This is a genomic window from Vibrio sp. 10N.222.52.C3 (assembly GCF_041474195.1).
GTDB lineage: Bacteria > Pseudomonadota > Gammaproteobacteria > Enterobacterales > Vibrionaceae > Vibrio > Vibrio crassostreae_C.
This window is the reverse complement of record NZ_JBFRTQ010000052.1, coordinates 18531-41809: the sequence shown is the minus strand read 5'-3', so window position 1 is coordinate 41809 and position 23279 is coordinate 18531. Positions and strand designations below refer to the sequence as shown.

Genomic DNA, 23279 nt, shown 5'->3' with positions numbered 1-23279 from the left:
ACTCTTTATTAAAAACGACATATACACCCTCAAAAGTAGCAACCAACTCATCAGCACAAAATAGGTTGCAGGCTATTTGAACACGTCCTTTGCCTTTACGTTGAAACGCACGATGAAACCGAGACCACATTGTATGGTTGTCATATATACATACAACACGAACATCACCGTTGGCGGGTTTCAGGTATCGAATGTTATTTTCTTGAATTACTATTTGATGTTTCTCCCCCTCCAACTGGGCATGAACTAAAGACCAGCCAGCTAGAATACCGACAACAGATAAGCTGCCACCAAACACCGTATTCATGTGGTTGATGTTTATTTTCAATGGTGCGTTAAGCTCGATATTTTTGTCGCTACAAATATTCACACCGATACCGAGAGACTTTGAGACTGGAATATGAAGATGAAGGTAGGCTTCAAGTTCTCTATTTTTCATATAGACCGTTACCTTTTCAGAACGCCAAAATAGTGTAAAATTTCGATTGTGTGGGATGCAGTAATTACGCCTTAGCTAATTCAGTTAATACTTGCTTATACGTATCCACTGATTGGGCTCCAGATATAGCACTCTCACGATTGAATACAATCGTTGGAACTCCTGATATACCCGTATGTTTCCATTGTTGTTCCTGCGCTCGGACATGATTTCGCAGAATATCGTCATCAAGACATGCCATTGCGTCGTCAACATTGAGACCAACACTTTGCAGCTCTTGTTCGAGGATACTTTTGTTGGATATATCTTTTTGCTCGCTGTAAAACGAAGCAAATAATCTATTTTTAAGCTCGGTTTGCTTACCTACACTTTTTGCGTATTCTAGAAGAATATGAGCATCAAGCGTATTTACAGCTTTTAGTCCGTCAAAGTAGTCAAATTTAAATCCAACTTCTTCTCCAAGCTCTGCCATCTCTTTTCTGAAACGAATACTATCTTCCAGTGTGGTGCCGTACTTTCTTTTGAGGTGGGCACGTAAGTCTTCACCTTCAGGTGGCATATCTGGATTTAGCTGAAACGGTTGCCACTCAATCTCAATGTTATCTTCCATACCAAGCTCTTTTATGGCGGCATCTAAACGCTTATAACCGATAATGCACCAAGGACAAACCACATCTGAGACAATATCTAATTTGATCTTCTTGCTCATATTTATTCCCAATACTCCCATGACTTTCGCCTTTGATTTTTTTTACCAAAATAACTTTAAGCAGAACCCAAATTTATTGGCTATTCGTATCCTGCTTATTTTCACATTTGAAAACTGACGGTTTATATTTTTTGCTCGCAAAGCTGGATTGTCGGAGCGGTATTAGTAAAGTTTGGAACATCGGTTTTTATCTTTTCTGCATTTGGGCCAAAAGCAGTTTGAAATGACTCTAAAGATTCAAATGAAATGGTACTGATTGCCACATATGGCGCAGCTTCGCCGGGAACTACACTGGCAACCCCTGCATCGACAGTTGCCCCTTTTACGGCCTCTCCCAACAGCTCTCCGATCATAGGAACATGTTTGTTGCAGTAGTAATCAAAATCAAAAATAACATCATCTTTATTTGGGTACAGTACGTATGCTTTAATCATTGTTTTACCTTTTCTTTAAGTTAAGTTTTAAGTAGTTGAGTTTTACATTTTGTCCTTAGGCATTGCTTTGCCAATCATTGACTCACCCATCGTGGCCTGCTTTTGGTGAGGAATTATTCCAGAAAGAATAGCAGTCATTCGATTTCGTTTACCGGGAACCACAACCGCTTTTTTACCTAGACCTTTGATAGCAATTTCTGCTACTTCCGCAGGGTCCTTTGCAACCATCGGTAATTTGGTCCAATCAACACCATTGTCCGCAGTCATCGGAGTGCTAGTTAGCCCCGGAGAAAGAACGGTTACATCAATACCCTTGGGCTTAAGCTCGCCATGAAGAGATGCCCCCAGCTGAAGAACATAGGCTTTGGTACCTGCATAATTTGAAAAGTATGGGGAAACCATATGACCAGAAAGACTTGATATCATTAGAATGCCACCACTTTTTCTTTCGACCATCGCTGGTGTAAAGTGGTGAGTAAGTTGTAATACAGAGGTCACGTTAAGTTGTACCATCTGTAATTCTTTGTCTATCGATGACTTAGCAAATGCGCCATTCACTTCAATGCCTGCTGCAAGTACCAGTAAGCCTATCGCTTGCTTCACTTGCTTCACTTTTTCAACGCCTTCAGCGGTACCTAAATCTGCTGAAACGATCATTGTTTTAACTCCGTAGCGTTCCGCAAGCAAAGTAGCGTGCTCTTCAAGTTCTTTTTCTCGACGAGCAACCAAAACAACATTCAATCCTTTCGCCGCAATCTGGCTGGCCATTTCGGCACCGATGCCAGACGTTGCCCCTGTGATAAGTGCCCATTCACCATACTTTTCTTTGAAGCTTATACCCATAATTCGTTACCTTTCTCAGTTTTTCTGATGGGGTAACTATATGGAATATGGAGGAGACAGACTCTTCAAAAAAGTTCAAATATTGCTCAGATTAGCTCAAGCGAACCATTCTGAGTACGAAGAGTAAGTACGAGGTGTCAAGCTAAACGAAATTCGGAAGGAGATAGACCTGTTTGAGCTTTAAAGGTACGGTTAAAGGTAGAAATAGACTCGAAACCCGTTTCAAAAACAATGTCAGAGATACGTAAAGTATTATTTTTCAATAATACCTTAGCTTTGTTGATCTTTAATTTGGTAATGTATTTCATTGGTGTTTCTGAATACACCTCTTTAAACTTTCGTTTAAAGGTTGAAATACTCATATGACACAATGCCGCCAACTCATTCACACTCAGATCCGCATACAGATTACTTTGGATAATATCTTCAAATTTGGCAAAATTAGGTTTAAACATGGAAGCAAGAAAATCGAGTTCAGACGGGGCATTGGTTCTTTTCGCCATAAGAATGACAAATTCGCGTAGCTTACTCTCGATAAGTAAATCATCCGCCAACTCTGGAGAGTCTAGCAATATGCTAATGCTGTCGCGATAGTGCTCAAGCAATCTATCCACTTCAACCTGCATAATATTATAATCAACCCTGTAGTTTGACTGGCTAATATCAAAGTTAAACAGTGACTGAAATATTTCAGGGTAAAGCAAGATGCCAATCGCTTCACCTACACCTTCATCATTATGGTAGCTGGTATTTTCATAAAAGTAGTTGGTGCATTTTGCCAGAACTCCACAGTTTTTGTTCAATGAAGCGGACTCTGTCTGCTCCCTGACGTTAAAATTACCATTCGTAACAAACGCAAAACAGGCTTCACTGTCTACAAACACACGCGGCATACGCTTGAAACTGGGGATATCTTGTTTTTGAAAAACAACAAGTCCATTATATTTGATTGTTTTCATTTTTAAGGCACCGTTCATAACACTACGATTAGGATAAAGCAGATTAAAGATATCTACTCACTCGGCTTACTGACTAATAGATTCATCTTGTAACTAAAGTAATGATGGGTATTTTTAATGTTGTTATTTTTCCTGCTGAGCAAGAACTTCTGAAGCAATCGCAACTACGCAAAAAATACCACTAAACACACCAACCAAGGTCTCAAGTGTCCACATTTTTGAAAAACCATTAGAGAAGTCTTCAGGGTACTGCACTGCAATATGATCAAGTGTTGGGTACAGTGCGGCACTCATAATCATCAGACATATAAAATTCCACGCAAACAGAAATCCTCTTGCTTTATTATTACCAAAAATGAGCACGGTAAGTAGCGCTCCGGTTAAAAAAAACTTCGCCATACCAATCCATTTTCCAACAATTATTGGTAAACGTTGTAGTGAACCGTCTCCCATCATAGCTGCATCATAACCGGAAAATTTTCCTAATGCAGGGTGAGCTAAAAACATTGTAGAAGTCTGTGTCATCCACATAAGGCTGTCTACAATTTCATAAACGGTAAATATCGCGAGCCATACGAAGGTTGCACGGGCTAAATTTTTTGAATTGATTGATATTGTTTTCATTACGATTTCCATCATTGATTAGATGGACGAGATAATAGTAATAAGTTGTGCATTGGCACTTGTCAAATAAGGTCAAAAACTGGGCAGATTAGTCCAATGTTTCTTGAGTTTGTCATTGATTGTAGGTTATTGAAAATAACGCATTGAGTTTATCTTGATTGACAATACTTTGCATAAAGTGAATCTGACACCGAGGACCAGAGATGGAAGCTATTGTCCAATCTATTGTCCGGTTTCGTTTACGAGCGGCATTACCTGAAGTGGTGCCTTTCTGCTGTTTGGGAGATGAAAAACTTTATGATGGGTAGATTTTGCCATACAAGCCAAACTCACTTTTGTCCAGAGGCTTCATAGACCTGAAGTTTTACTCATGGCACTTTTCTAAAAAGTGCCAGCTAGCTCAGATCTGCCTCTTATTTGGTTAGTGCTTTTTCTCAGTCACATCCTGTTAATGCGCCTTTGCCTTACCAAAAGTTATCCGAATTAAACACATCTAGAAATTATGCATCTCTGAACAGTTAATTCTCTAACAATGTCACTAACCTATTGATTATACATTGAAGAGATAAATGAATGACGGCATTATGTGAGAATTACAAGCGGCTATTAGCCGCCTAATAGCATTATGTGATGAGGGAAACATGTCGTATAAATTTGAAGATTGGCGCAATCGTTATTCAGAGCGTTCGGATTTATCCACGGGATTAGTTCATTTAACAAGAGCTACAGACAATGCAGCTGTTGCTGAACTAATGTTCAATATATTGACTGAACAAACCCTAAAAGGTAGCACTACAGAGCAAGGCTTTATTGTTGGTAAAGATACGGCTGTGTGCTTCCAAGATGCTCCTTTAAGCTCTGTTTGTCAAAACACTTGGTTTGAGCAAAAGCTTAGGGCTAGTGGTCACACATCAAAAACAAGGTACCATCCTTGTGGTTTCATGTTTCCTAAACAAAAAATATATAAAAGCGGCGGTCGTCCAGTAATCTACGATAAAACAGCAGACGCTAAGAAGTATTTACCAGAGTCTGAGTGGTGGCGTATTGTTAACTTTGATCTATCAAATCCAGATTTCATCATTGATTGGACACATGAGCGAGAGTGGAGAGTGAAAGGTGACTTTGAGTTTGCTATTGAGGACGTAACACTTCTTTTCACTAAAAGTACCACCTACAAAGCGTTTATCGAACTGTGTGATAAGAACGACAGACCGTTTTACAAGGAAGTTTCGGGTATTATAAATATGCAAAATATCTTATTCTAAAAATTACCACATTACAGGTAGTTAGGCGTAATTTTTGACGCTTGATATTTTCAGTCTTTACCACAAAAGGAGTCTGTCAATGATATTGGATTGCTCATCGTACGAGTCAGCAAAGAAGTCACTGTGTGAGATATTTCATGTGACAGAGGAAGCCCTTTTAGCAGCCTTAGATAGTGTTGAAAATGACAGAAAAATTGACTACTACACGTTAGAGAAAAATGTTGATTCTTATATTCGCCAGCAATTCGGAGAACCTGATGATGACATGGAAGTTCTCTGGTTTCACGGAACTCGTGTCGAGGATGAATCATTATTTTATAGCCATGGGATACTGACTAAGAGCAAAGTTAGAGATACGCTATACTCTCGATTAATATCATTATCCTCGGGGTTGGAAAAAAAAGGAAAAAACCCTTTTTGTGAATCTATTGCTGGAAAAGGGTTTGTCAATGATGAGGGACCATTTGCTTTCCTAATCAGATGTGTGGCAATTGAGGCTCCGGGATCCAATCATAGCTATACTCACACACCTGAAATGGTTGAGGATATTGCTGGTAGCCTATTGGGTGAAAACTATGAGCAGCTGGTTCAACGCTTTCGAGACATTACAAATCCCTTTATCGTATCATTCACAGCTAAGCCAAAAGGTGGTGAAGTTTCGAGGGCATTGTTTTTCTTAAAGCTTATCGAAGATGGTGAATCCGAACTTGAGTCCGGTTCTTCAGCGAATACCTTTTTTAATTCCTACGGAACACCTATAAATGTAGAGCGAATTAGGAACATAGAGCCGCTGTGAAATCGCTTTATGTTTTTTATTATGAATAAATTCAGAGATTTAATTGTCAATTCGGTATCCCATCTAGATGCAATCTATCATCTTTCCCAAGTGGATGTAGATGCCTTAAAGGTTCAAGGTGCATATAACAATGTGCGTGAATCTTTGACCTACTATTGCCCAGAGTCTACTTTTTCTGAGTTAATGGTTCATCAGTTAGCTATGGTTCACAGCCACAAATTCTTAGAACTTCAAGGCAAATGTTATCCTTATATCTACACTGAGCTGCTAGAGCGCATGAGAAGAGTTGAGGAAAATAAACCTAGCTATAAACCTTTTAAAGGTGAGGGTTCCCCTTTGGTCGGCTGGAATTTATACCACGTTCACCATAGCTTGAACTTCGAAGTAATCTTTAACTTCAAGCGCTATCTCGAAGACGAGTATCCGAACGATAAATCGATCTATCAGGCAATACAAAATCTAGAAGAAAGTTCCCCAGAGAGGAATGACCATATTGCTATGTTTGTACATTCAGAATTATTGAAGTCTTTCGAATGGGGTGAACGTAACAAAACTGGAGAATGGATGGTTTACCAATTGATAGAGGGTAAGGTCCACTTTTTAGCACTGTCCTTGCATGAAGTTAGCGATGAAGACTTATTTGAAAGAATCCGCCCTTACCTAAAATCACACATAATTAGTGTCTAAGGCTTCAGTTCAGGATACTTTTTCTAATCTTCATTTAATGGTTTAGTGCGTTTGATCTAAACCATTTCTGTCCAAATCCCATTTAGACGCCCAATAATTAAAAAAGGGATTGGTATTTCTACCAATCCCCTCCAAACTCTCTTTCTACTTACAAGCTCTCAATTGCCTTTTGAACCGCAGGGCCAATCTGGCGCTTACGTGAAGTGACACCTTCCAAAGTCAGCATGTCACTTGTTGGTTCAGCGTTGAAAGCCGATTTGATGACTTGATAGTCGCTTTCATCCACCCACAATAAGTTTGCTTCTTTGTTCTTGGTGTCTGTGATAGAGAAGAACAGATAGTCTAGCCCGTTCTCTTCTTTGTAGGCTTTCATAGCTGCTAGAAGATCGTCTTTACGGTCAATCAGTTGTTGAGCCATTAGTGTTTCAGCAACACCGATACCCACCTGTTTGCCACCGTACTTAAAGTTTTTGTAATCCAGCGTCAGAATGGTTTCAGATGAAAGGTGGCTAAGATCTGACTTAGCAACCAACATCTGTTGACCGAAGTCTTCGATATCTGAAATGCCTGCAACCTTCGCCAGCTTCTCTGCGTATTCACGATCATGATCTGTTGTAGTTGTTGATTGGAATACCACTGTGTCAGAAAGAATCGCACCCAAGCCAACACAAGCGAGGTGTTTAGGTAATGTCACATCGAGCTTTTCAGCATTGTCAGCCAGTATAGTTGCAGCTGAACCCCAACCTCGGATATCCATCTCGACAATCTGCGGGGTGTTAATTGGAGAGCCACCAATCGCATGATGATCGACCACTGCCACAATGGATGCTTGATCAATAGTTGGTGCTAATTGAGTCACTTGGTTGAAGTCAACCAGCCCCACTCGGTATGAAGAGTAATCTGTCTCTACACGTGGAGATTCTGCATTACAGTAGTTCAAGATAAACGTCGATTCAGGATTAATCGGCTCAGGCACTGTCGCCGTACCACCATAAATAGGAGCCGCGAGCATCGCAGACATTACCGTGTCGCTGTCTGGGCTTAGGTGCCCTGTCCATACGAGATCTTCACTGTTTTCATTGGCAGATTGTTGCAAGCTAAAAGCAAAACTTGCTGAACTGAAAGACATAATTACGGCTGCCACGACAGGGGTTAGCTTCACGGGTATTTCCTTATTTAAATGCGATATAGAAGCCCATAAGCTAAACACCAAAAATTTCAGAACCGTGTAACTAATATTTCAGTTTTACTTCAGTAAGTAACTAAATGTAATTGCCCTTAGGCTTTCACTGTTAATCACACCAAAGCTCAACTTGGATTAGGTTAGCTTTTCATTATTTCACAATGAATTTCAATGAACCCTAATGATAAGAAAGCTAAGACACTGATTTATTGACCACATAACATCATCAACCCACATACTGAAAATAAGATAATCTTATTAAAAATGGATTATCGAAAGGCACAAAAAAGGCTGCAAAAGCAGCCTTATCGAGTAAGCATAAATATGCTATTCAATCATCGAGATCGAGGTTTTTTTCCTCCCCTTCCCGTTGCTGGTAAGGGATCGTAGATGTCAACCAAGGGAAGGTTATGAGGGGATTCTAGTGCTTGTATCGAAAGGTGTTACTGTCATCAATGATCTCAATTTTGACTTTTACTACGCCTTTCTTAACGTCACCAATTTGAGAAAATGCTTTGTGGGAAAGGTCAATCACTCGGCCTTTTACATAAGGGCCTCGATCATTAATTTTCACATCAACAGACTTGTTATTAGTTGTATTGGTCACCCTCACGATAGTGCCGAATGGCAAGGTTTTATGAGCCGCAGTATTCGCATTCATATTATACGTCTCACCGCTTGCTGTGAGCCTTCCATGGAACTTATCGCCATACCAAGAAGCCACTCCCACAAGCGCATGTGAATTGGCATAGCCCTTTGTTTTTGAAGTATCGACGGCCGCATGTGACGAGCATCCGGCAAGCAAAGTAATAAGAAAAGCGGCAAAGATAAGGTTTAGTTTTTTCATGCTATTTCAGTAGATCTTCTTCATGTAATGTTTATCTATTTTCATTGTAGTGCGGTTCAGCAGTATTGAACTGAGTATTATGAGTTCTCAGCGAAGGCTATCACTAGTGTGATTCCGCAATGTTTTCATGAAGCACGCTCGCTTCAGTCATATTCATGAAAGGTTTTATCTTCAAAACGTCAACTTTAACAACGTCTTAAATCTGTATATTTCTTAATCACTTCATGTAGATAAGTCACTCAGCCAAACATCCAAATACAAAAAAGGATTGGTATCTCTACCAATCCTCTCTATGGGATGTTTCGTTTTTCTGCCTATGGTAGGTAGATAACGCAATTGTCCGTAATCAGTCACCTACGCTTCTTCTCGGCTGTATAAGTTACGCTTTACTGGTCTGTACGACGTTCGAAATCTGCTTGGCTTTTGTTTCAGGCACCAAAGACATCAACCCGGTAGTCACAAGCGCGGCAATACCAGACATGGTTACAGGTGAGCCAAATATGCTTTGCACTAGCTTGGGCGCTTCTTTCAATAAATCCGGCACTAGCATCACCCCAAGCCCTAAACCTAATGAGATGGCAATCGTCATAATTCTGCGGCGATCCAGTTTTTCATTGGCGATGATTTTGATGCCCGCCGCAGCAACCGTACCGAACATCACTAATGTCGCCCCGCCCAATACTGGCTTTGGAATCGTCATTAAAACCGCACCTAAGATGGGAAATAACCCTAACAGAAAAAGAATCGCGGCAATGAAGTAGCCGATGTAGCGACTCGCGATCCCCGTAAAATGAATCACACCATTGTTCTGGCTGAAGGTCGTATTTGGAAAAGTATTGAATACTGCTGCGATAAGCGAGTTCACACCGTCACCTAGCACGCCAGCCTTGAGTCGATTGATGTATTTCGGCCCCTTAACTGGCTGCCCTGAGAACATACTGTTGGCGGTAAGGTCGCCCGTCGTTTCAATAACGGTAATCAAGTAAATAAAAGCGATAGGCAGGAAGGCTTGCCAATCAAAAGCGAAGCCATATTTAAATGGGACAGGAATACTCAATAGCGGTTGAGAAGCAAAAGAAACCATAGACGCTTTACCCATCAAAATGGCAACGCCCCAGCCAACTACCAACCCAACTAAAATCGACGACAGCCTAACCATATTATTGTTACTCAGGTTAAGCACGACTATGGTTCCGAGGACGATGGCACCCAACATCAGATTGCTTCCAGAGCCAAAATCTTCGGCACCAACGCCACCAGCAATATCTGTGACGCCAACTTTAATCAAAGAGATGCCAATTGTGGTGATAACGATTCCGGTTACAACTGGGGTGATCACCACTTTCAACTTTTCGATAAAACGCGATAGGACAATTTCTACAAACGCACCGAAGAAACAAACGCCAAAAATGGTGGCGAGCATTTCATCCGGCCCACCGCCATTCGCTTTAACAAGGAAGCCCGCACCTAATACAGATCCCAAGAACGCAAAGCTGGTTCCTTGGACACAGATCATCCCTGCGCCAACTGGCCCTATTTTTCTCGCTTGAATGAAGGTACCGACCCCAGACACCATGAGTGCCATGCTGATCAGATAAGGAATGTGCTCACCCAACCCAAGCACACCGCCAATAATGAGTGTGGGCGTGATAATACCAACGAAACTGGCTAATACATGCTGCAACGCTGCGTAACTGGCAGCTCTGACTGATGGTCGATCGTCTAATCCGTAGATCAATTCACTGTTCTGTTCCATGTGACTTCCTTTATGTATTTTTTATTGTATACAATTTACATAAAGACAATAGAGCAACATATATGCCAATGGTTTAACATCATACTTATCAATCAGTTAAGTTTCATCTTTAGCCAGTGCTGCACTATAGAGCAACACTGTCGGCTTGTTTTAGTGCAACGAAGAGCACAAAGCACTCCTTTGACCAGGTTTATCCGTAACCTTCCACTCAATATCGCAGACACAAAAAAAGGATTGGTATCTCTACCAATCCTCTTTAGGGGGTGTTTCGGTTTTCTACCTTATGACAGGTAGATAACACTATTACTCGTAGTCAGTCGCGTAAGTGTCTTCGTATGTGTGCGAGTAGAATTCGAACAGGTTGCCAAACGGGTCTTCTAGGTAAACCATTTGTGCTTGTTTTAGTTCGTCTTCTGGGTGGTAACGCATGATGTCCATACGGACCTTACCGCCAAACTCTTCAACACGTTTAATCGCTGAATGAAACTGCTCTTTTGGAAGCTGTAGACAGAAGTGGAAGATGCCTAGGCGAGAGAAATCAACCTTATGACGATCTTCACGGTCAACCATTTCGAACATCTCAACACCGATACCATCTGATGTGACTAGGTGTGCAATGTTGAAGCCTTTGAAGCCTTCACCAAATACTGCGATACACATACGGCCGATTGCTGATTCGCGCTCTTCCATAACCTTAGTGTTGTTCATTACGATTCTTAGACCCAGAGCCTTAGTGTAAAACTCTACTGCTTGGTCCATGTCGCCTACCATGATGCCTACGTGATTCATTTTCATAACTTGCTCCAAATTCGTTTTTAATTCTGTGCTTTCCGAAGATTAGCTTCGGTGTTTCGTTTCGATGGAGAGAGTATATGGAGATGCGACGATTAACTGAAATTATCATAAATTATATTAATGATAATTTTTTGTTATTTACAATTTGGTATAACAACTCAACTCGCGTAAAGAAACCGTACTTCCCCTTACCTAAATAGAGAGCAACCTAAAAAGCATAGCTACTCAAATTGGGGGGGCTGATGTTTGATGGCTTTTGTTAATAGTTTTTGTTGATAGCTTTTACCGATAGTCCTTTCCTTTCAAAGATAGGATTCGCCTATTGAATCTATAGAAATGTCCGATTTCACTAATTTTCGGTGGCAATGCAATATATCTACATCGACGCGGGATAGCGTTAAACACTACAAATTAGAAAGAGAGTCAAATCATGATCAACACAGAAATCAAACCATTCAACGCAACAGCATTCAAAAACGGCGAATTCGTAGAAATCACTGAGCAAGACGTTAAAGGCAAGTGGGCTGTATTCTTCTTCTACCCAGCAGACTTCACATTTGTATGTCCAACTGAGCTAGTTGACCTACAAGACAAATACGCAGAGCTTCAATCTCGCGGCGTAGAAGTTTACTCAGTATCAACTGACACTCACTTCTCTCACAAAGCATGGCACGATACTTCTGACAAAATCGGCACTATCGAATACTTCATGGTAGGCGACCAAACTGGCAACATCACAAATAACTTCAACGTTATGCGTGAAGGTCAAGGCCTTGCAGACCGTGCAACGTTCCTAATCGACCCTGAAGGCGTTATCCAAGCAATGGAAATCACAGCTGAAGGCATCGGCCGTGACGCAGAAGACCTACTACGCAAGGTTAAAGCAGCACAATACGTAGCCGCTAACCCAGGTGAAGTTTGCCCAGCTAAATGGAAAGAAGGCGAAGAGACTCTAGCTCCATCTCTAGACCTAGTAGGCAAGATTTAATCTAAGCCTAGCTAACAAGAATAGCTAAACGGTTCTACAGGCGCGCTTCGGCCCCCCTCCTAAAGGGCAGTCGCGCGCCACCCTTTCAAAACATCAACACCACAATATTTGCCGACTTGCGCCCCCTTTTTATTTTCCTTTTTCAGCAAGAAGGTATTGGTCAATACCAAGACACAGAATTTAAGAGCAGGCACGATTATGTTAGATCAAGCAATGAAGCAGCAGCTAAAAGCATACCTAGAAAACCTAAAAACCAATGTTCAGTTAGTCCTTAGCCTGGATGACAGCGACACCGCGAACAAACTTCAAGATCTGGCGAATGATATCGCCTCTCTCACCCACAAAATTGAAGTAGTTCGAGATGATAGCGCAAGCACTCGCCGCCCAATTATGCAGGTCGTGAACCAAGAGAAAGGCACAGCGATCGGTTTTGCAGGTTTGCCAATGGGCCACGAGTTCACATCATTGGTACTTGCACTGCTTCATAGTGGTGGTCACCCTATCAAGCTTGAAGCGGACGTAATCGAGCAAATTAAAGAACTCGATCAAGAGCTTAATGTAGAGATTTTTATCTCACTATCGTGCCAAAACTGTCCAGAAGTGGTTCAGGCATTCAACATGATGTCGGCGATTAACCCTCTGGTTAAGACAACCATGATCGACGGCGCAGCATTCCAAGACGAAGTGAAGTCTCGCGACATCATGGCAGTGCCAAGCGTGTTTATTAACGGTGAGCTATTTGGTCAAGGACGTATGTCACTGGCTGAAATTCTCAACAAAGTTGATTCAGGCGCTGCAGAAAAGAAAGCAGCTAACCTAAACGAACAAGCACCGTTTGATGTATTGGTTGTCGGCGGTGGCCCAGCAGGTTCTTCAGCCGCTATCTATGCTGCTCGTAAAGGCATTCGCACTGGTGTGGTTGCTGACCGGTTCGGTGGCCAAGTGATGGATACCATGGCGATTGAGAACTTTATCTCAGTAAAAGCGACAACTGGCCCTAAATTAGTGGCAAGCCTTGAAGAGCACGTAAAAGAGTACGGTGTTGAAGTGATGACTGAGCAGCGCGCTGCAAACATCATTGCAGCAGAAGACACTGAAGACGGCTACATCCACGTTGAGCTAGAGAGCGGCGCAACACTACGAGCTCGCACGGTTATCACAAGTACCGGTGCTCGCTGGCGTGAAATGAACGTTCCGGGTGAGCAAGAGTACCGCAATAAAGGCGTCGCTTACTGCCCACACTGTGACGGTCCTTTATTCAAAGGTAAGAAAACAGCGGTTATTGGTGGTGGTAACTCAGGCATCGAAGCGGCAATTGATTTAGCGGGTATCGTTGAACACGTAACCGTACTTGAATTTGCAGACACATTGCGTGCCGACCAAGTGCTTATCGACAAAGCGAACGCAACACCAAACATCGAAATCATCAAGATGGCACAAACAACGCAAGTGATTGGTGATGGCAACCGTGTAACCGGTCTGGAATACAAAGACCGCAACACCGATGAGCTGAAACAGATTGAACTCGCAGGTATCTTTGTTCAAATCGGCCTGATGCCAAACAGCGAATGGTTGAAGGGTTCAAAGGTAGAGCTTTCACCACGCGGTGAAATTGAAATTAACGCTCATGGCGCAACATCTATGAAAGGTGTGTTCGCAGCGGGTGACGTGACAACCGTACCTTACAAACAGATCATCATTGCGATGGGTGAAGGTGCGAAAGCAAGCTTAGGTGCATTTGACCACCTAATCCGTAACTCAGCTCCAGTTAAAGAGGCTGAAACCGCTTAACCTTTACACTGAAAAGCTTAAAGCTTTTAACTCAAGTTCCTTAAATATTTGTTAACTTAATTCTTTACTGTTAACGACTTAGTCGACATTTAGACGCCACTCCTATGGATTTAGGAGTGGTTTTTTTTCTTTGTGATTTATGCAGGTTGATAAAGCATGAAGGCAACCACCATCGCTAAGCTTCCACCCAAGCAACGGTTCACAAACATCATCTGTTTTGGTGATTGCAGCAACTTTTTAAGCATGGTGCCGCAATACGCCCACACCAACATGCACGGCACACCAGTAATCACCATGCCCGCGATAATGGTCACGACTTGAATCAAGTAATCGGCATTCGGAGTAATGAACTGTGAAAACACGGTTAATGACGCTATCCAACCTTTAGGGTTTAACACCTGCACCAGCACACCAGACATGAAACCTGAACGATTGTCGGTGGTGCTTTCTTCGATCTGCATGTTCGCAATCGACCACGCCATGAACAGCAAATAAGCCGCACCCGCGTATTTCAAAATGCTGTATAGCTCTGGGTAAAGGGTAAATAGGCTCACCAAACCGACACTAGAACCCGCCAATACGATGATGATGCCAACAGCGTTCCCAGAGATAAAAGGTAAAGTCGCAGCAAATCCATAACGACTTGAAATCCCAAGTAATGCGATATTGCCAGCCCCAGGGGTAATTGCAATTGATGTTGAAAATAGCAAGAACGCCAGCATTAATTGAGAGCTCATTTCCTCTCACTCCTAATAAGTAAAGTATTTATAGGGAGAGAGTTTACAGATTCGACTAGGAATTAAATTGCTATATAGGCTAATATTAATCCAAATTTGAGCAAGACTTTTCTAAAATAGCCATGAAACAGAAAGAATCCACCAAAGAAGTGTTAGATGACACAGATATCGCCATCTTAGAGCATATCCAACAAGACGGACGCATGAGCAACAGTAAGCTCGCAGAGAAGGTCAACCTCAGCGAAACCCCATGCTGGCGTCGTTGGAAACGCATGGAAGAAACTGGCTATATCGATGGTTACGCCGCTAAGCTGAATCGTAAAAAATTAGGCTTTCATGTGGCTGGTTTTACACTTGTAACCTTGGGCAATCATGAAGTTGAAAACACAGAACCGTTCGAAGAGTTTGTCGCGGTAACCGATTGGATTCCAATGTGTCACTGCATTGCAGGCGGCGCCGATTACATGGTGCAAGTGTTGGCGAAAGATTTGGAAGAGTACTTTGAGCGTATTAGCTCGATCAGAAGAGTCAAAGGCGTGAGTGCGATTCAGTCGAACATCTCAGTAAAAGAGTTGAAAAACAGCTATCAGCTTCCTCTTGAGGACTAGTTCACTTCTTCTGATAGCCTTTTTCTTTTAGCAAAACAAAAGCCCAACACCCTAGGTTTCTAAAACTTAGGGGCTGAGCTTTGTTTATTTAGGTTCTGGAAGTGAGTGTACGCTAATTCCCCACACCACCGGTATTGTCTGGCTGAGTTTCTGGCGTCTTAGGTGGCCACTCTTTGAAGGTCGCTAGGTGTTGCTGTACCGCCGCTTGAGCCGGGCCAAATGCCCACATTTTTTGTCCCATCCATTTTAGGTACATGCCCGACTCTTCCGCCGCTCGCTCGTATGGGTCACGACGTAAGTTAAACAGCAATGGTGCGTTTAGCTCTTCTTTAGGGCCACTCCAACCGTGGTTTTGCACGATGAAATGCGCCTTCCAATCACCAACACGAACCGCTTGCAGCTTGTCTCGTTCGTAGTAGTAGATCTCTTTACGGTTTGACTCGCCTTTCTCGGTCAGCATATCCACTTGGTTGTAACCATCAAGGTGCGCTTTAAAGCCATCGTGACCTTTCAGCAGTTTTTCTTTTAGATCCGTTGGACCACCAGCCGCAGCGACAAGAGTGGGTAACCAATCCATACCATCAAAGATGCCATTGCCTACAGTACCCGCTGGGATTTTACCCGGCCAGCTAACCAATGCAGGGGCTCTTACGCCACCTTCCCAAGTTGTGCCTTTCTCACCGTGATAAGGTGTCATACCGCCATCTGGCCAAGTCATGATCTCTGGGCCGTTATCGGCAGTGAAAATGATGATGGTGTTGTCAGCAATACCGAGTTCTTCCATCTTCGCCATCATCTCACCGACGTGATCATCAAGATCTTTCATGACCACTTCTTGGAGTCCCCAACCGTTTTGACCGAGCATCGCTTCGTATTCAGGTGACAGGTGCGTCCAAACGTGACCGCGTGATGGACAGTACCAAATAGGTGTGAGATGGATAACGCAGATCAATAAGGATTGGAAGTTTCACGCAACCATTGATGCAGGGCTTGGTAGTGACACCAACTTTACCTCATCTCTGTTAACTGGCGTGCGATACCAGATAAACAGTTGGTCTGACTTAAATGTTGCCTACAAATCGACCTGGGTTGATTACGAAAACAAGGGGACCTTTGAATACGATACCGCATCGCAAGGGTTCCTGATTGGTTGGGCTGCTCATTTCTAGTCAAACAATAAGAGGTAAGCCTGATATCGTTAGGCTTACCTGACAATGTCAATCTTTCAAGAGTTAATGCCGGTTTTAACTAACGAACAAGCAAAACTACCCATCAACGACCTAGTTATTCACAGTGTTTGGAACTACGCACTCTTTCTTCATGATAGTTAAGCCGGCCTCGAGAGTTTCTGTCCAAGCTTGTTCGACGCTTTCATCGTAGTGAGGGTCATATTTTTTAACTGTATTGAGTAACGAATTGAACCACTCGTTGAGCTCAATCTCGGAAATATCCAGCCCTAGGTCTTTATGCCTTTTACCCAATTTCTTTACTGAGTTACGCACGCTTGGTAGACCCGCAGAGTTATAGATAAGAATGATCGAGGCTTTAAGCATCTTGGTTTGTTGCTCTAACCCTATATTTTCAAAACGTTCTGAAAACCTTGGGTTATGCTCGCAAAAATCAGCCAAAAACGTTTCGAGAAATTCTTGGTCAATCCGGCAGCGCTCAAAACTTTCATAAAACAGTTCGTTCGGTTTCATCTAGCCAGTCCTTTGCAAAATTTTGAGTTATCGGGAAGCTAACAAGTCCAGAGCCGCAACTTAGCCAACTCCGAACCATCAATATGATCTAAGTATACGCCACTGTGGCATAAAATGAACGATGGCATAACGTAAACTACGGCATAAAGTGCGTTGCACAAATCTTGTTTCCATCAGGATCTCGCAAATAAGCCATGTACAAGCGACGCTCGTCAGAACCTCTCGCTCCGGGGCCATTTTCAATGCTGGTACCGCCATTTTCGACGCCAACTCGATGCCACTCATCTACAACTTCAGGAGAAGGCGCAAGAAAACCCACCGTCATGCCGTTGCCGTGAGTCGCAGGCTGACCATCAATCGGCTTCGTTAAGCCCAACACACCCGTTTGGCTAACGTAAACACAGCGCCCTTTGGGATCAACAGAGCCTTCGCTATAACCAAGCACTTTCATGATTGGGTCATAAAAAGCCTTCGCGCGTTCAATATCATCGGTACCGAGAAAAACATGGCTGAACATAACTAACCTCTTCTTTTATTGAAAGAACCATCTAAACTAGACCTATAATTCGTGTTTGTCTAGGCACGCTATTCGGTCACAACTGTTGCTTAACCCATTGAGCAAACACCTGAAACTTAGTTCGCTGTTCCATGCCTTTCGGGAACTCAGCTAGTCTGTTCAACAATTCGTTGTGCGCCCTGCCCTTGGTCATGCAAGATATCATCAGGATTTAGCAAGTTGCACTTTTGCATACTCAAGCATCCGCAACCGATACAGCCGGTTAAGTTCTCTTGTAGCGATTTAATCTGCGCCATTTTACTGTCGAGTTGCCCCTGCCACTTCTTAGCAACGCGCTCCCAATCTCGCTTAGTCGCGGTATGGTTCATCGGCAGTGTCGATAATTCTTCGGTGATCTCTTCCAGCGTGAAGCCTATCGACTGCGCGACTTGGATCAACGCAATTCGTCTCAACATCGCCGACTGATAACGGCGCTGATTTCCGTTAGTACGAATCGAAGCAATCAACCCCTTGGTTTCGTAAAAACGTAACGCCGAAGGAGCCACGCCACTGCGCTCAGCCAACTGGCCTATGGTGAGGTATACGATGTTTCTCATTACGACACTATCCTTGAGATCATAAATATTTAAAGCTTACTTTAACTTTAGAGTAGCGACCTATTGTTACCTTAACCAATTAATGTCCTTAAACTTTGACAACGGGCGCAATGAAAAGCAATCGTGAACATGGCTGCTTTGTTTTATTGTGGTGTTCTCGCTCTCTAAATCTGACTCATGATCGATTTCAGGCTCTCGGCCATTTCGGCATTGATGATCTCACCCGTTTCTACATTAAAGTTGTCGTAGAAACTTGGCACCGACATCGACCCCTTCACATCTGCATCAAAGTAAGGTGCCGAATTTACCGCAGACGACAACACAGAGTTTGCGCCGCCTGGGCCTGGTGATGTGGAGAGCATCACAACAGGTTTGCCTTGGTACACTTTCATGTCGATTCGTGATGTCCAATCAAACACATTCTTAAAGGCTGCGGTGTATGAGCCGTTATACTCTGCAAAAGAGATGACCACAGCATCTGCTTCGCCAATCTTGCTAAAAAAGCGTTGAGCGTGTTGATGAACACCTGAATCTTGCTCTCTTTTCTCGCTGTAAATTGGCATCTCGAAATCATTAAGGTCGAGCACCTCGACTTGCGCGCCTTCGACTAAACCTGCGGTGTACGCTGCAAGTTGTTGATTAATTGATGTTGTACTGTTGGTCGCGCCAATCGCTAATACTTTCATTGTTGATCCTTGTTCATTTTTCTCACCTTTTTGCACTCATGACTTCAATTACGGAGCTCAAAATTCATAACTGAAGATTCGTAACGTCTGTTTGATAACATCAAAACCTGCACTAGGCGACAAGGTGATAGATTGTGTTTTTAGATTGGGGATGATGATAAAACCTCAAGTTAACTTGAGGTAAAGCGATATTTTCAAAATATAGGAAATAGTTTAAAAACACTTATAAAGCAGTTGATTATGAAAGGTTTAACATAGGTTGGCATTACACAGGAAAAAGTCAGCACACCCAAAATACATTGAGTGTGCTTTATCGAAGTATTATTTACTTAAAGTGATTTAATGGACAGACACCAGAGTAAGCGACACCGGATAGCTCGGCCATTTCGCGATTCCATGTTGCCAAATCATGAGGGTTAAATTGATTCAAATGATCATGCCCACATGCCCTCGCCATCACTTGCATTAATTCTGTCGAGGCTTCAAAGAAGTTCTTAAGCTGGTTCGATGCTTTCTCGACATTCAAACGCTGACGTAAATCGGCTTTTTGAGTTGCAATACCAGCAGGGCAATTATTGGTGTTACACATTCTCGCCGCCACACAACCTATCGACTGCATGGCACTGTTTGAGATAGCGACACCATCAGCACCAAGCGCCATCGCTTTTACGAAATCCATCGGCACGCGCAAGCCGCCCGTGATGATCAATGTGACTCTGTCACTGACCCCTTGTTTATCGAGATACGCTCTAGCGCGAGCGAGTGCTGGAATAGTGGGAACACTGATATGGTCACGGAACATTTCTGGCGCCGCCCCTGTACCGCCACCACGCCCATCTAAGATGATGTAATCGGCACTGGCATCAAGCGCGAACTGAATGTCTTCTTCGATGTGATTGGCACTTAACTTAAAGCCAATCGGGATACCGCCTGTCACCTCTCGAACACGGTCGGCGAACTTTTTAAAATCCTCGACCGTGTTAAGGTCGACAAAGGTGGGTGGAGAAATCGCTGCCGTGCCCGCTTCAATGCCACGCACCTCCGCGATCTTGCCTATGTTCTTCGCGCCCGGTAAGTGCCCGCCCGTTCCGGTTTTGGCACCCTGCCCGCCTTTAAAGTGGAAGGCTTGAACGTTTTTGAGCTTAGCTTCATCGTAACCAAACTGAGCACTGGCTAATTCATAAAAGTAGCGAGAGTTCGCCGCTTGCTCTTCGGGTAACATACCGCCCTCACCGGAGCAGATACCCGTCCCTGCGAGTTCGGCACCTTTCGCCAATGAGACTTTTGCTTCTTCAGATAGCGAGCCAAAGCTCATATCAGACACAAACAAAGAGATGTCCAATTTGAGTGGCTTCTTCGCTTTGGGGCCAATAATCAGTTCAGTTCCAACGGGCATATTCTCCAGCAAAGGCTTGGTGGCCATTTGCGCGACCATCACTTGAATATCGTCCCAGTGAGGCAATAGATGTCTTGGAACGCCCATGGAGGTCATTGGCCCATGATGTCCAACCTTGGATAAACCATCACGCGCCAGTTGATGAATAAACTCGACGGTAGGTTCTTCTTTGGTTGCGCTCGCAGCTGGCGACAAATCTGGCGCAGCCGCTTGAATGTGAACCTCCGGGCCTTCTTGCCCAACTTGTTCCGCTGTGAACTGTTTATGAGTGCCATCGCAGAAAGGAAGGTTGTTGGAATACTTACAGCGACAAAGGTTGGCGTCTCCGCTCTCTTCGGCGACAAAGCTTTTCGGTTTGAACCCCGTACCGGCATGAGAACCGTCACAAAACGGTTGGTTTTTCGATTTACCACAGGTACAGAAGTAATACTCTTCCCCTTCAGTTAGCTCCACTTTGATTGGCTTGGTATCCGCGATTACTGGACTCTTCATAGTTCGTTCACCTTTTCTTTTTTATGATTTGATGACTGAAGCGATGACTTGCTCACAAGAGTAAAGTAAAGGTGAGATACCCAGCGAATTCAATAAATGAACCATAGAAAACAAGCTTAATGGACAGCCTCAAAACAGAAATCTTGCTGATTCAACACGAACAAAAATGGCCACCAAATCGGCAGCCATTGTGTTTTAAATCTGAGTGTCAGCTAAACGGGAAGGGTTAATCAAATAACTCGATGACTAACTTGTTGTCTTTAATCACTAGATTAGGTTCCGATGACTTGATCAATGACTCTTGAACCTTGTTGCTGTCCAATTTGTAAACCGGTGACTGAGACAAAGCAAAGCCAATCATAGAAACGGCAGGCTTAAGTAACTTCTCTATCTCAGGAGAAAGCTGCTTTCCCTTTTCCTCAAAGCGTTCTAGACGCAGAGACTTTAAGTAGACCTCACCACTCTCTTTGTCGTATTCGGGAATCGCGCTGAATTCGATATCCAGATCTAGCCCCATGTTTGGCATGTTAAACACTTGAATCTTTGCATTGGTATTCGCCAGAACAGACACACGCTCGGCATCAGCTCGACCAATTTGCACCGCTAAGTCATCAACCGCCACTTGCGCATACATAACGTTTTGCACACCGACTTCTTGTTCTAACATCACCGAATCTTGCAGGTAGTTCGTCATTTCTTGTTCAGTAACGCTGTAGCTGACACAACCACCTAGAACTAGCGCAGACGCTGCTAAAATGAACTTTTTTGCTACGTTAATTATCATCAATATCAGCTCTTTATCGTTAGTGATTAGCGCGGAGTTTACTGTGTGCTCATCAATAAATAAAACAGTAAAAACACGATATTCGTGAATACCTTTAATTAATAAGCACAAATATCAGTAAGTAAAGCACCTGATTGGCCTTCCTGCTTAAGACAACGCCATTTGTTAGTTCAAATTCGTCAAATTTGTGTAGTCGAATTAATTAAACTCTTCTAAGCTTATGGGATATTTAGGGGGCTTACTGTAGGTTTCATCATGGAGTCGAAACATGAAGAGTGAGCACAATGCCATCAGCGAGAGTATCACCTGAACCTAAAATTCGTTCTGTGGTTCTGCTATGTAACTCAACATGCCTGCACCATAATCAGTGGGCGGGAGAACTGCGCCTCCATAACTGGAAAGCTCAAATTGCAGAAACGACCGAACAAGCCATTCACTTGCTCAATTCCCACAGCCACTGCTGCGCACCAATTGTCGTTTCCTGTCTAACATCATCCTCGATCGACAAGCAATGTGAGCAAATATCAACGTTGAAGGCACGCTTTCCAAGTTTAAAAGCAATCGCTATCTTCAAACAACCACCAAGCCGAAACTTATCGCTCATTAAGCAAACCTATTGGGATTATTACCACCTACCAATTGATACAGAGTGGCTTTGTCGAAATTTAGGGCATGCGTATGGCATGGTAGACACCAAACAGAACAAACCTAAGCCTGCTTCATGCCATGAATATCAATTGGTGGGGAAATCCAGCACCATCCAACAACTTAAAAAGAAAATAACTAAGATCGCTAACAACGATTTCCCAGTACTGATTCAAGGGGAAACAGGTACAGGAAAAAGCCTCTGTGCACGTTTAATACATGAGGCCTCAGCCCGCTGTCAGAAACCGTTTATCGCTGTAAATTGTGGCGCAATACCACAGTCACTGGTTCACTCCGAGTTGTTTGGCTTTGAAAAGGGCTCGTTCACGGGAGCAAACAAGCGCTACGTCGGACATGTAGAAAGAGCGAATGGTGGCACACTATTTCTCGATGAGATCGGCGACCTGGAACTGTCGCTGCAAACTTACCTGCTCCACTTTCTAGAAAATAACTTGATAGAGCGATTAGGCAGTAACAACCAACTAACTGTAGATTGCCGTGTAATTTTCGCCACCAACGTCAACATAGAACAAGCCGTCGCGGCGGGTAAATTTCGAAAGGATCTCTTTCATCGGATCAATGTACTTCCATTGGATCTAGTGCCACTCAATGATCATAAAGAAGACATTGAAGATTTGATTCGATTTGAACTAAAACACAATTACGCATCCAAAATCAAACTGCCTAGTGACACCCTTGAGCAAATGAAACAGTACCATTGGCCGGGCAATGTCAGGGAGTTATTCAACTGCATAAAAAGAGCGATTGTTCTTTCTAACTCAAGCGCCCTTTCTACTCATCACATGGGGATTCAATTGAAAGGTGCATCGCTCGCCACTGAGAGTGACACTCGACTTTCTTCAAAAAATGTCCGTCGAGTGATTCAGCAACACCATTACAATATTTCCCAATCTGCTAAAGCGTTGTCTATTTCTCGGACAACCTTGTACAAGCTGATCAAAAAACATCAGATAGTAATTTAAGTCGCCTAGTTAGTTAATT

General features: G+C 43.1%; 24 protein-coding genes and 2 pseudogenes. 8 read left to right on the top strand and 18 right to left on the bottom strand.

What is annotated here, in order from left to right; genetic code table 11:
- The 6 genes from AB4517_RS09850 to AB4517_RS09825 all read right to left on the bottom strand — a co-directional run.
- On the bottom strand, positions 1-439 hold a 439-nt coding region (locus AB4517_RS09850; RefSeq protein ID WP_102353903.1), incomplete at its 3' end, for a YiiD C-terminal domain-containing protein.
- Between the two features lie 64 nt (positions 440-503).
- Complete coding sequence (locus AB4517_RS09845; protein ID WP_102353904.1) at positions 504-1148, bottom strand: DsbA family oxidoreductase; 645 nt, start codon at positions 1146-1148, stop codon at positions 504-506.
- 122 nt (positions 1149-1270) lie between these two features.
- Complete coding sequence (locus tag AB4517_RS09840; protein WP_102353902.1) at positions 1271-1582, bottom strand: EthD family reductase; 312 nt, start codon at positions 1580-1582, stop codon at positions 1271-1273.
- A 42-nt stretch (positions 1583-1624) separates the two neighbouring features.
- Complete coding sequence (locus AB4517_RS09835) at positions 1625-2425, bottom strand: SDR family oxidoreductase (protein ID WP_102353901.1); 801 nt, start codon at positions 2423-2425, stop codon at positions 1625-1627.
- Positions 2426-2562: 137 nt separating this feature from the next.
- The gene (locus AB4517_RS09830; protein ID WP_198591244.1) at positions 2563-3384 is read right to left on the bottom strand and encodes an AraC family transcriptional regulator; all 822 of its coding nucleotides are present in this window, start codon (positions 3382-3384) and stop codon (positions 2563-2565) included.
- A 123-nt stretch (positions 3385-3507) separates the two neighbouring features.
- Positions 3508-4008 (bottom strand): hypothetical protein, encoded by a 501-nt coding sequence (locus tag AB4517_RS09825; protein ID WP_102353899.1) that lies wholly within the window; start codon positions 4006-4008, stop codon positions 3508-3510.
- Positions 4009-4649: 641 nt separating this feature from the next.
- On the opposite strand from AB4517_RS09825, the gene AB4517_RS09820 reads away from it, so the two are divergent.
- The 3 genes from AB4517_RS09820 to AB4517_RS09810 all read left to right on the top strand — a co-directional run bounded on the left by AB4517_RS09820 (position 4650) and on the right by AB4517_RS09810 (position 6756).
- Positions 4650-5273, top strand: a complete 624-nt coding sequence (locus AB4517_RS09820; RefSeq protein WP_102353898.1) for a hypothetical protein — start codon at positions 4650-4652, stop codon at positions 5271-5273.
- A 139-nt stretch (positions 5274-5412) separates the two neighbouring features.
- Positions 5413-6069: a hypothetical protein gene (locus AB4517_RS09815; RefSeq protein WP_198599634.1), complete on the top strand. Its 657-nt coding sequence runs from the start codon at positions 5413-5415 to the stop codon at positions 6067-6069.
- Positions 6070-6090: 21 nt separating this feature from the next.
- The gene (locus tag AB4517_RS09810) at positions 6091-6756 is read left to right on the top strand and encodes a hypothetical protein (RefSeq protein ID WP_133146319.1); all 666 of its coding nucleotides are present in this window, start codon (positions 6091-6093) and stop codon (positions 6754-6756) included.
- 148 nt (positions 6757-6904) lie between these two features.
- On the opposite strand, the gene AB4517_RS09805 is transcribed toward AB4517_RS09810, so the two are convergent.
- The 4 genes from AB4517_RS09805 to AB4517_RS09790 form a co-directional block, all read right to left on the bottom strand.
- Positions 6905-7918, bottom strand: coding sequence for a manganese-dependent inorganic pyrophosphatase (locus tag AB4517_RS09805; protein ID WP_372148272.1), 1014 nt, complete (start codon positions 7916-7918; stop codon positions 6905-6907).
- A gap of 442 nt (positions 7919-8360) precedes the next feature.
- Complete coding sequence (locus AB4517_RS09800) at positions 8361-8786, bottom strand: septal ring lytic transglycosylase RlpA family protein (RefSeq protein ID WP_372057411.1); 426 nt, start codon at positions 8784-8786, stop codon at positions 8361-8363.
- A gap of 379 nt (positions 8787-9165) precedes the next feature.
- On the bottom strand, positions 9166-10542 hold the full coding sequence (locus tag AB4517_RS09795; RefSeq protein ID WP_017071678.1) for a uracil-xanthine permease family protein: 1377 nt from the start codon (positions 10540-10542) through the stop codon (positions 9166-9168).
- A 303-nt stretch (positions 10543-10845) separates the two neighbouring features.
- Positions 10846-11337 carry a VOC family protein gene (locus AB4517_RS09790; protein ID WP_017062683.1) on the bottom strand — a complete coding sequence of 164 codons (492 nt, stop codon included), beginning with the start codon at positions 11335-11337 and terminating at the stop codon, positions 10846-10848.
- 430 nt (positions 11338-11767) lie between these two features.
- Here AB4517_RS09790 and ahpC point away from each other — a divergent pair, with 430 nt between their 5' ends.
- Entirely contained in the window at positions 11768-12325 is a 558-nt protein-coding gene (ahpC, locus tag AB4517_RS09785) for an alkyl hydroperoxide reductase subunit C (RefSeq protein ID WP_016798107.1), read from the top strand.
- 198 nt (positions 12326-12523) lie between these two features.
- Positions 12524-14116: an alkyl hydroperoxide reductase subunit F gene (gene ahpF / locus AB4517_RS09780; RefSeq protein ID WP_372148271.1), complete on the top strand. Its 1593-nt coding sequence runs from the start codon at positions 12524-12526 to the stop codon at positions 14114-14116.
- Positions 14117-14253: 137 nt separating this feature from the next.
- Here ahpF and AB4517_RS09775 read toward each other — a convergent pair whose 3' ends face one another.
- Positions 14254-14853: a LysE family translocator gene (locus AB4517_RS09775; RefSeq protein WP_017065259.1), complete on the bottom strand. Its 600-nt coding sequence runs from the start codon at positions 14851-14853 to the stop codon at positions 14254-14256.
- Between the two features lie 122 nt (positions 14854-14975).
- Here AB4517_RS09775 and AB4517_RS09770 point away from each other — a divergent pair, with 122 nt between their 5' ends.
- Entirely contained in the window at positions 14976-15461 is a 486-nt protein-coding gene (locus tag AB4517_RS09770; protein ID WP_102320540.1) for an Lrp/AsnC family transcriptional regulator, read from the top strand.
- Between the two features lie 112 nt (positions 15462-15573).
- Here the strand turns inward: AB4517_RS09770 and AB4517_RS09765 are convergent.
- Positions 15574-16383, bottom strand: a pseudogene (locus tag AB4517_RS09765) (sulfatase-like hydrolase/transferase); the annotation flags it as partial.
- Here AB4517_RS09765 and AB4517_RS09760 point away from each other — a divergent pair.
- A pseudogene (locus AB4517_RS09760) lies at positions 16379-16630 on the top strand (DUF481 domain-containing protein); the annotation flags it as partial. The pseudogenes AB4517_RS09765 and AB4517_RS09760 sit on opposite strands and share 5 nt — an antisense overlap.
- Before the next feature lie 111 nt (positions 16631-16741).
- On the opposite strand, the gene AB4517_RS09755 reads toward AB4517_RS09760, so the two are convergent.
- The 6 genes from AB4517_RS09755 to AB4517_RS09730 form a co-directional block, all read right to left on the bottom strand.
- Positions 16742-17161 (bottom strand): globin, encoded by a 420-nt coding sequence (locus tag AB4517_RS09755; RefSeq protein ID WP_017071826.1) that lies wholly within the window; start codon positions 17159-17161, stop codon positions 16742-16744.
- 136 nt (positions 17162-17297) lie between these two features.
- Entirely contained in the window at positions 17298-17678 is a 381-nt protein-coding gene (locus AB4517_RS09750) for a VOC family protein (RefSeq protein ID WP_372122029.1), read from the bottom strand.
- A gap of 146 nt (positions 17679-17824) precedes the next feature.
- Positions 17825-18274 carry a redox-sensitive transcriptional activator SoxR gene (soxR, locus tag AB4517_RS09745; RefSeq protein ID WP_136974201.1) on the bottom strand — a complete coding sequence of 150 codons (450 nt, stop codon included), beginning with the start codon at positions 18272-18274 and terminating at the stop codon, positions 17825-17827.
- A gap of 164 nt (positions 18275-18438) precedes the next feature.
- A complete protein-coding gene (locus tag AB4517_RS09740; protein ID WP_017062187.1) occupies positions 18439-18960 on the bottom strand; it encodes an NADPH-dependent FMN reductase in 522 nt (173 codons plus the stop codon).
- 325 nt (positions 18961-19285) lie between these two features.
- Positions 19286-20848 carry a glutamate synthase-related protein gene (locus AB4517_RS09735; RefSeq protein WP_372148270.1) on the bottom strand — a complete coding sequence of 521 codons (1563 nt, stop codon included), beginning with the start codon at positions 20846-20848 and terminating at the stop codon, positions 19286-19288.
- A gap of 226 nt (positions 20849-21074) precedes the next feature.
- Positions 21075-21632, bottom strand: coding sequence for a DUF1439 domain-containing protein (locus AB4517_RS09730; protein WP_372122026.1), 558 nt, complete (start codon positions 21630-21632; stop codon positions 21075-21077).
- Between the two features lie 284 nt (positions 21633-21916).
- Between AB4517_RS09730 and AB4517_RS09725 the strand changes: the two genes are divergently transcribed.
- Complete coding sequence (locus AB4517_RS09725) at positions 21917-23260, top strand: sigma-54-dependent Fis family transcriptional regulator (protein WP_136974205.1); 1344 nt, start codon at positions 21917-21919, stop codon at positions 23258-23260.
- Positions 23261-23279: the final 19 nt, after the last annotated feature.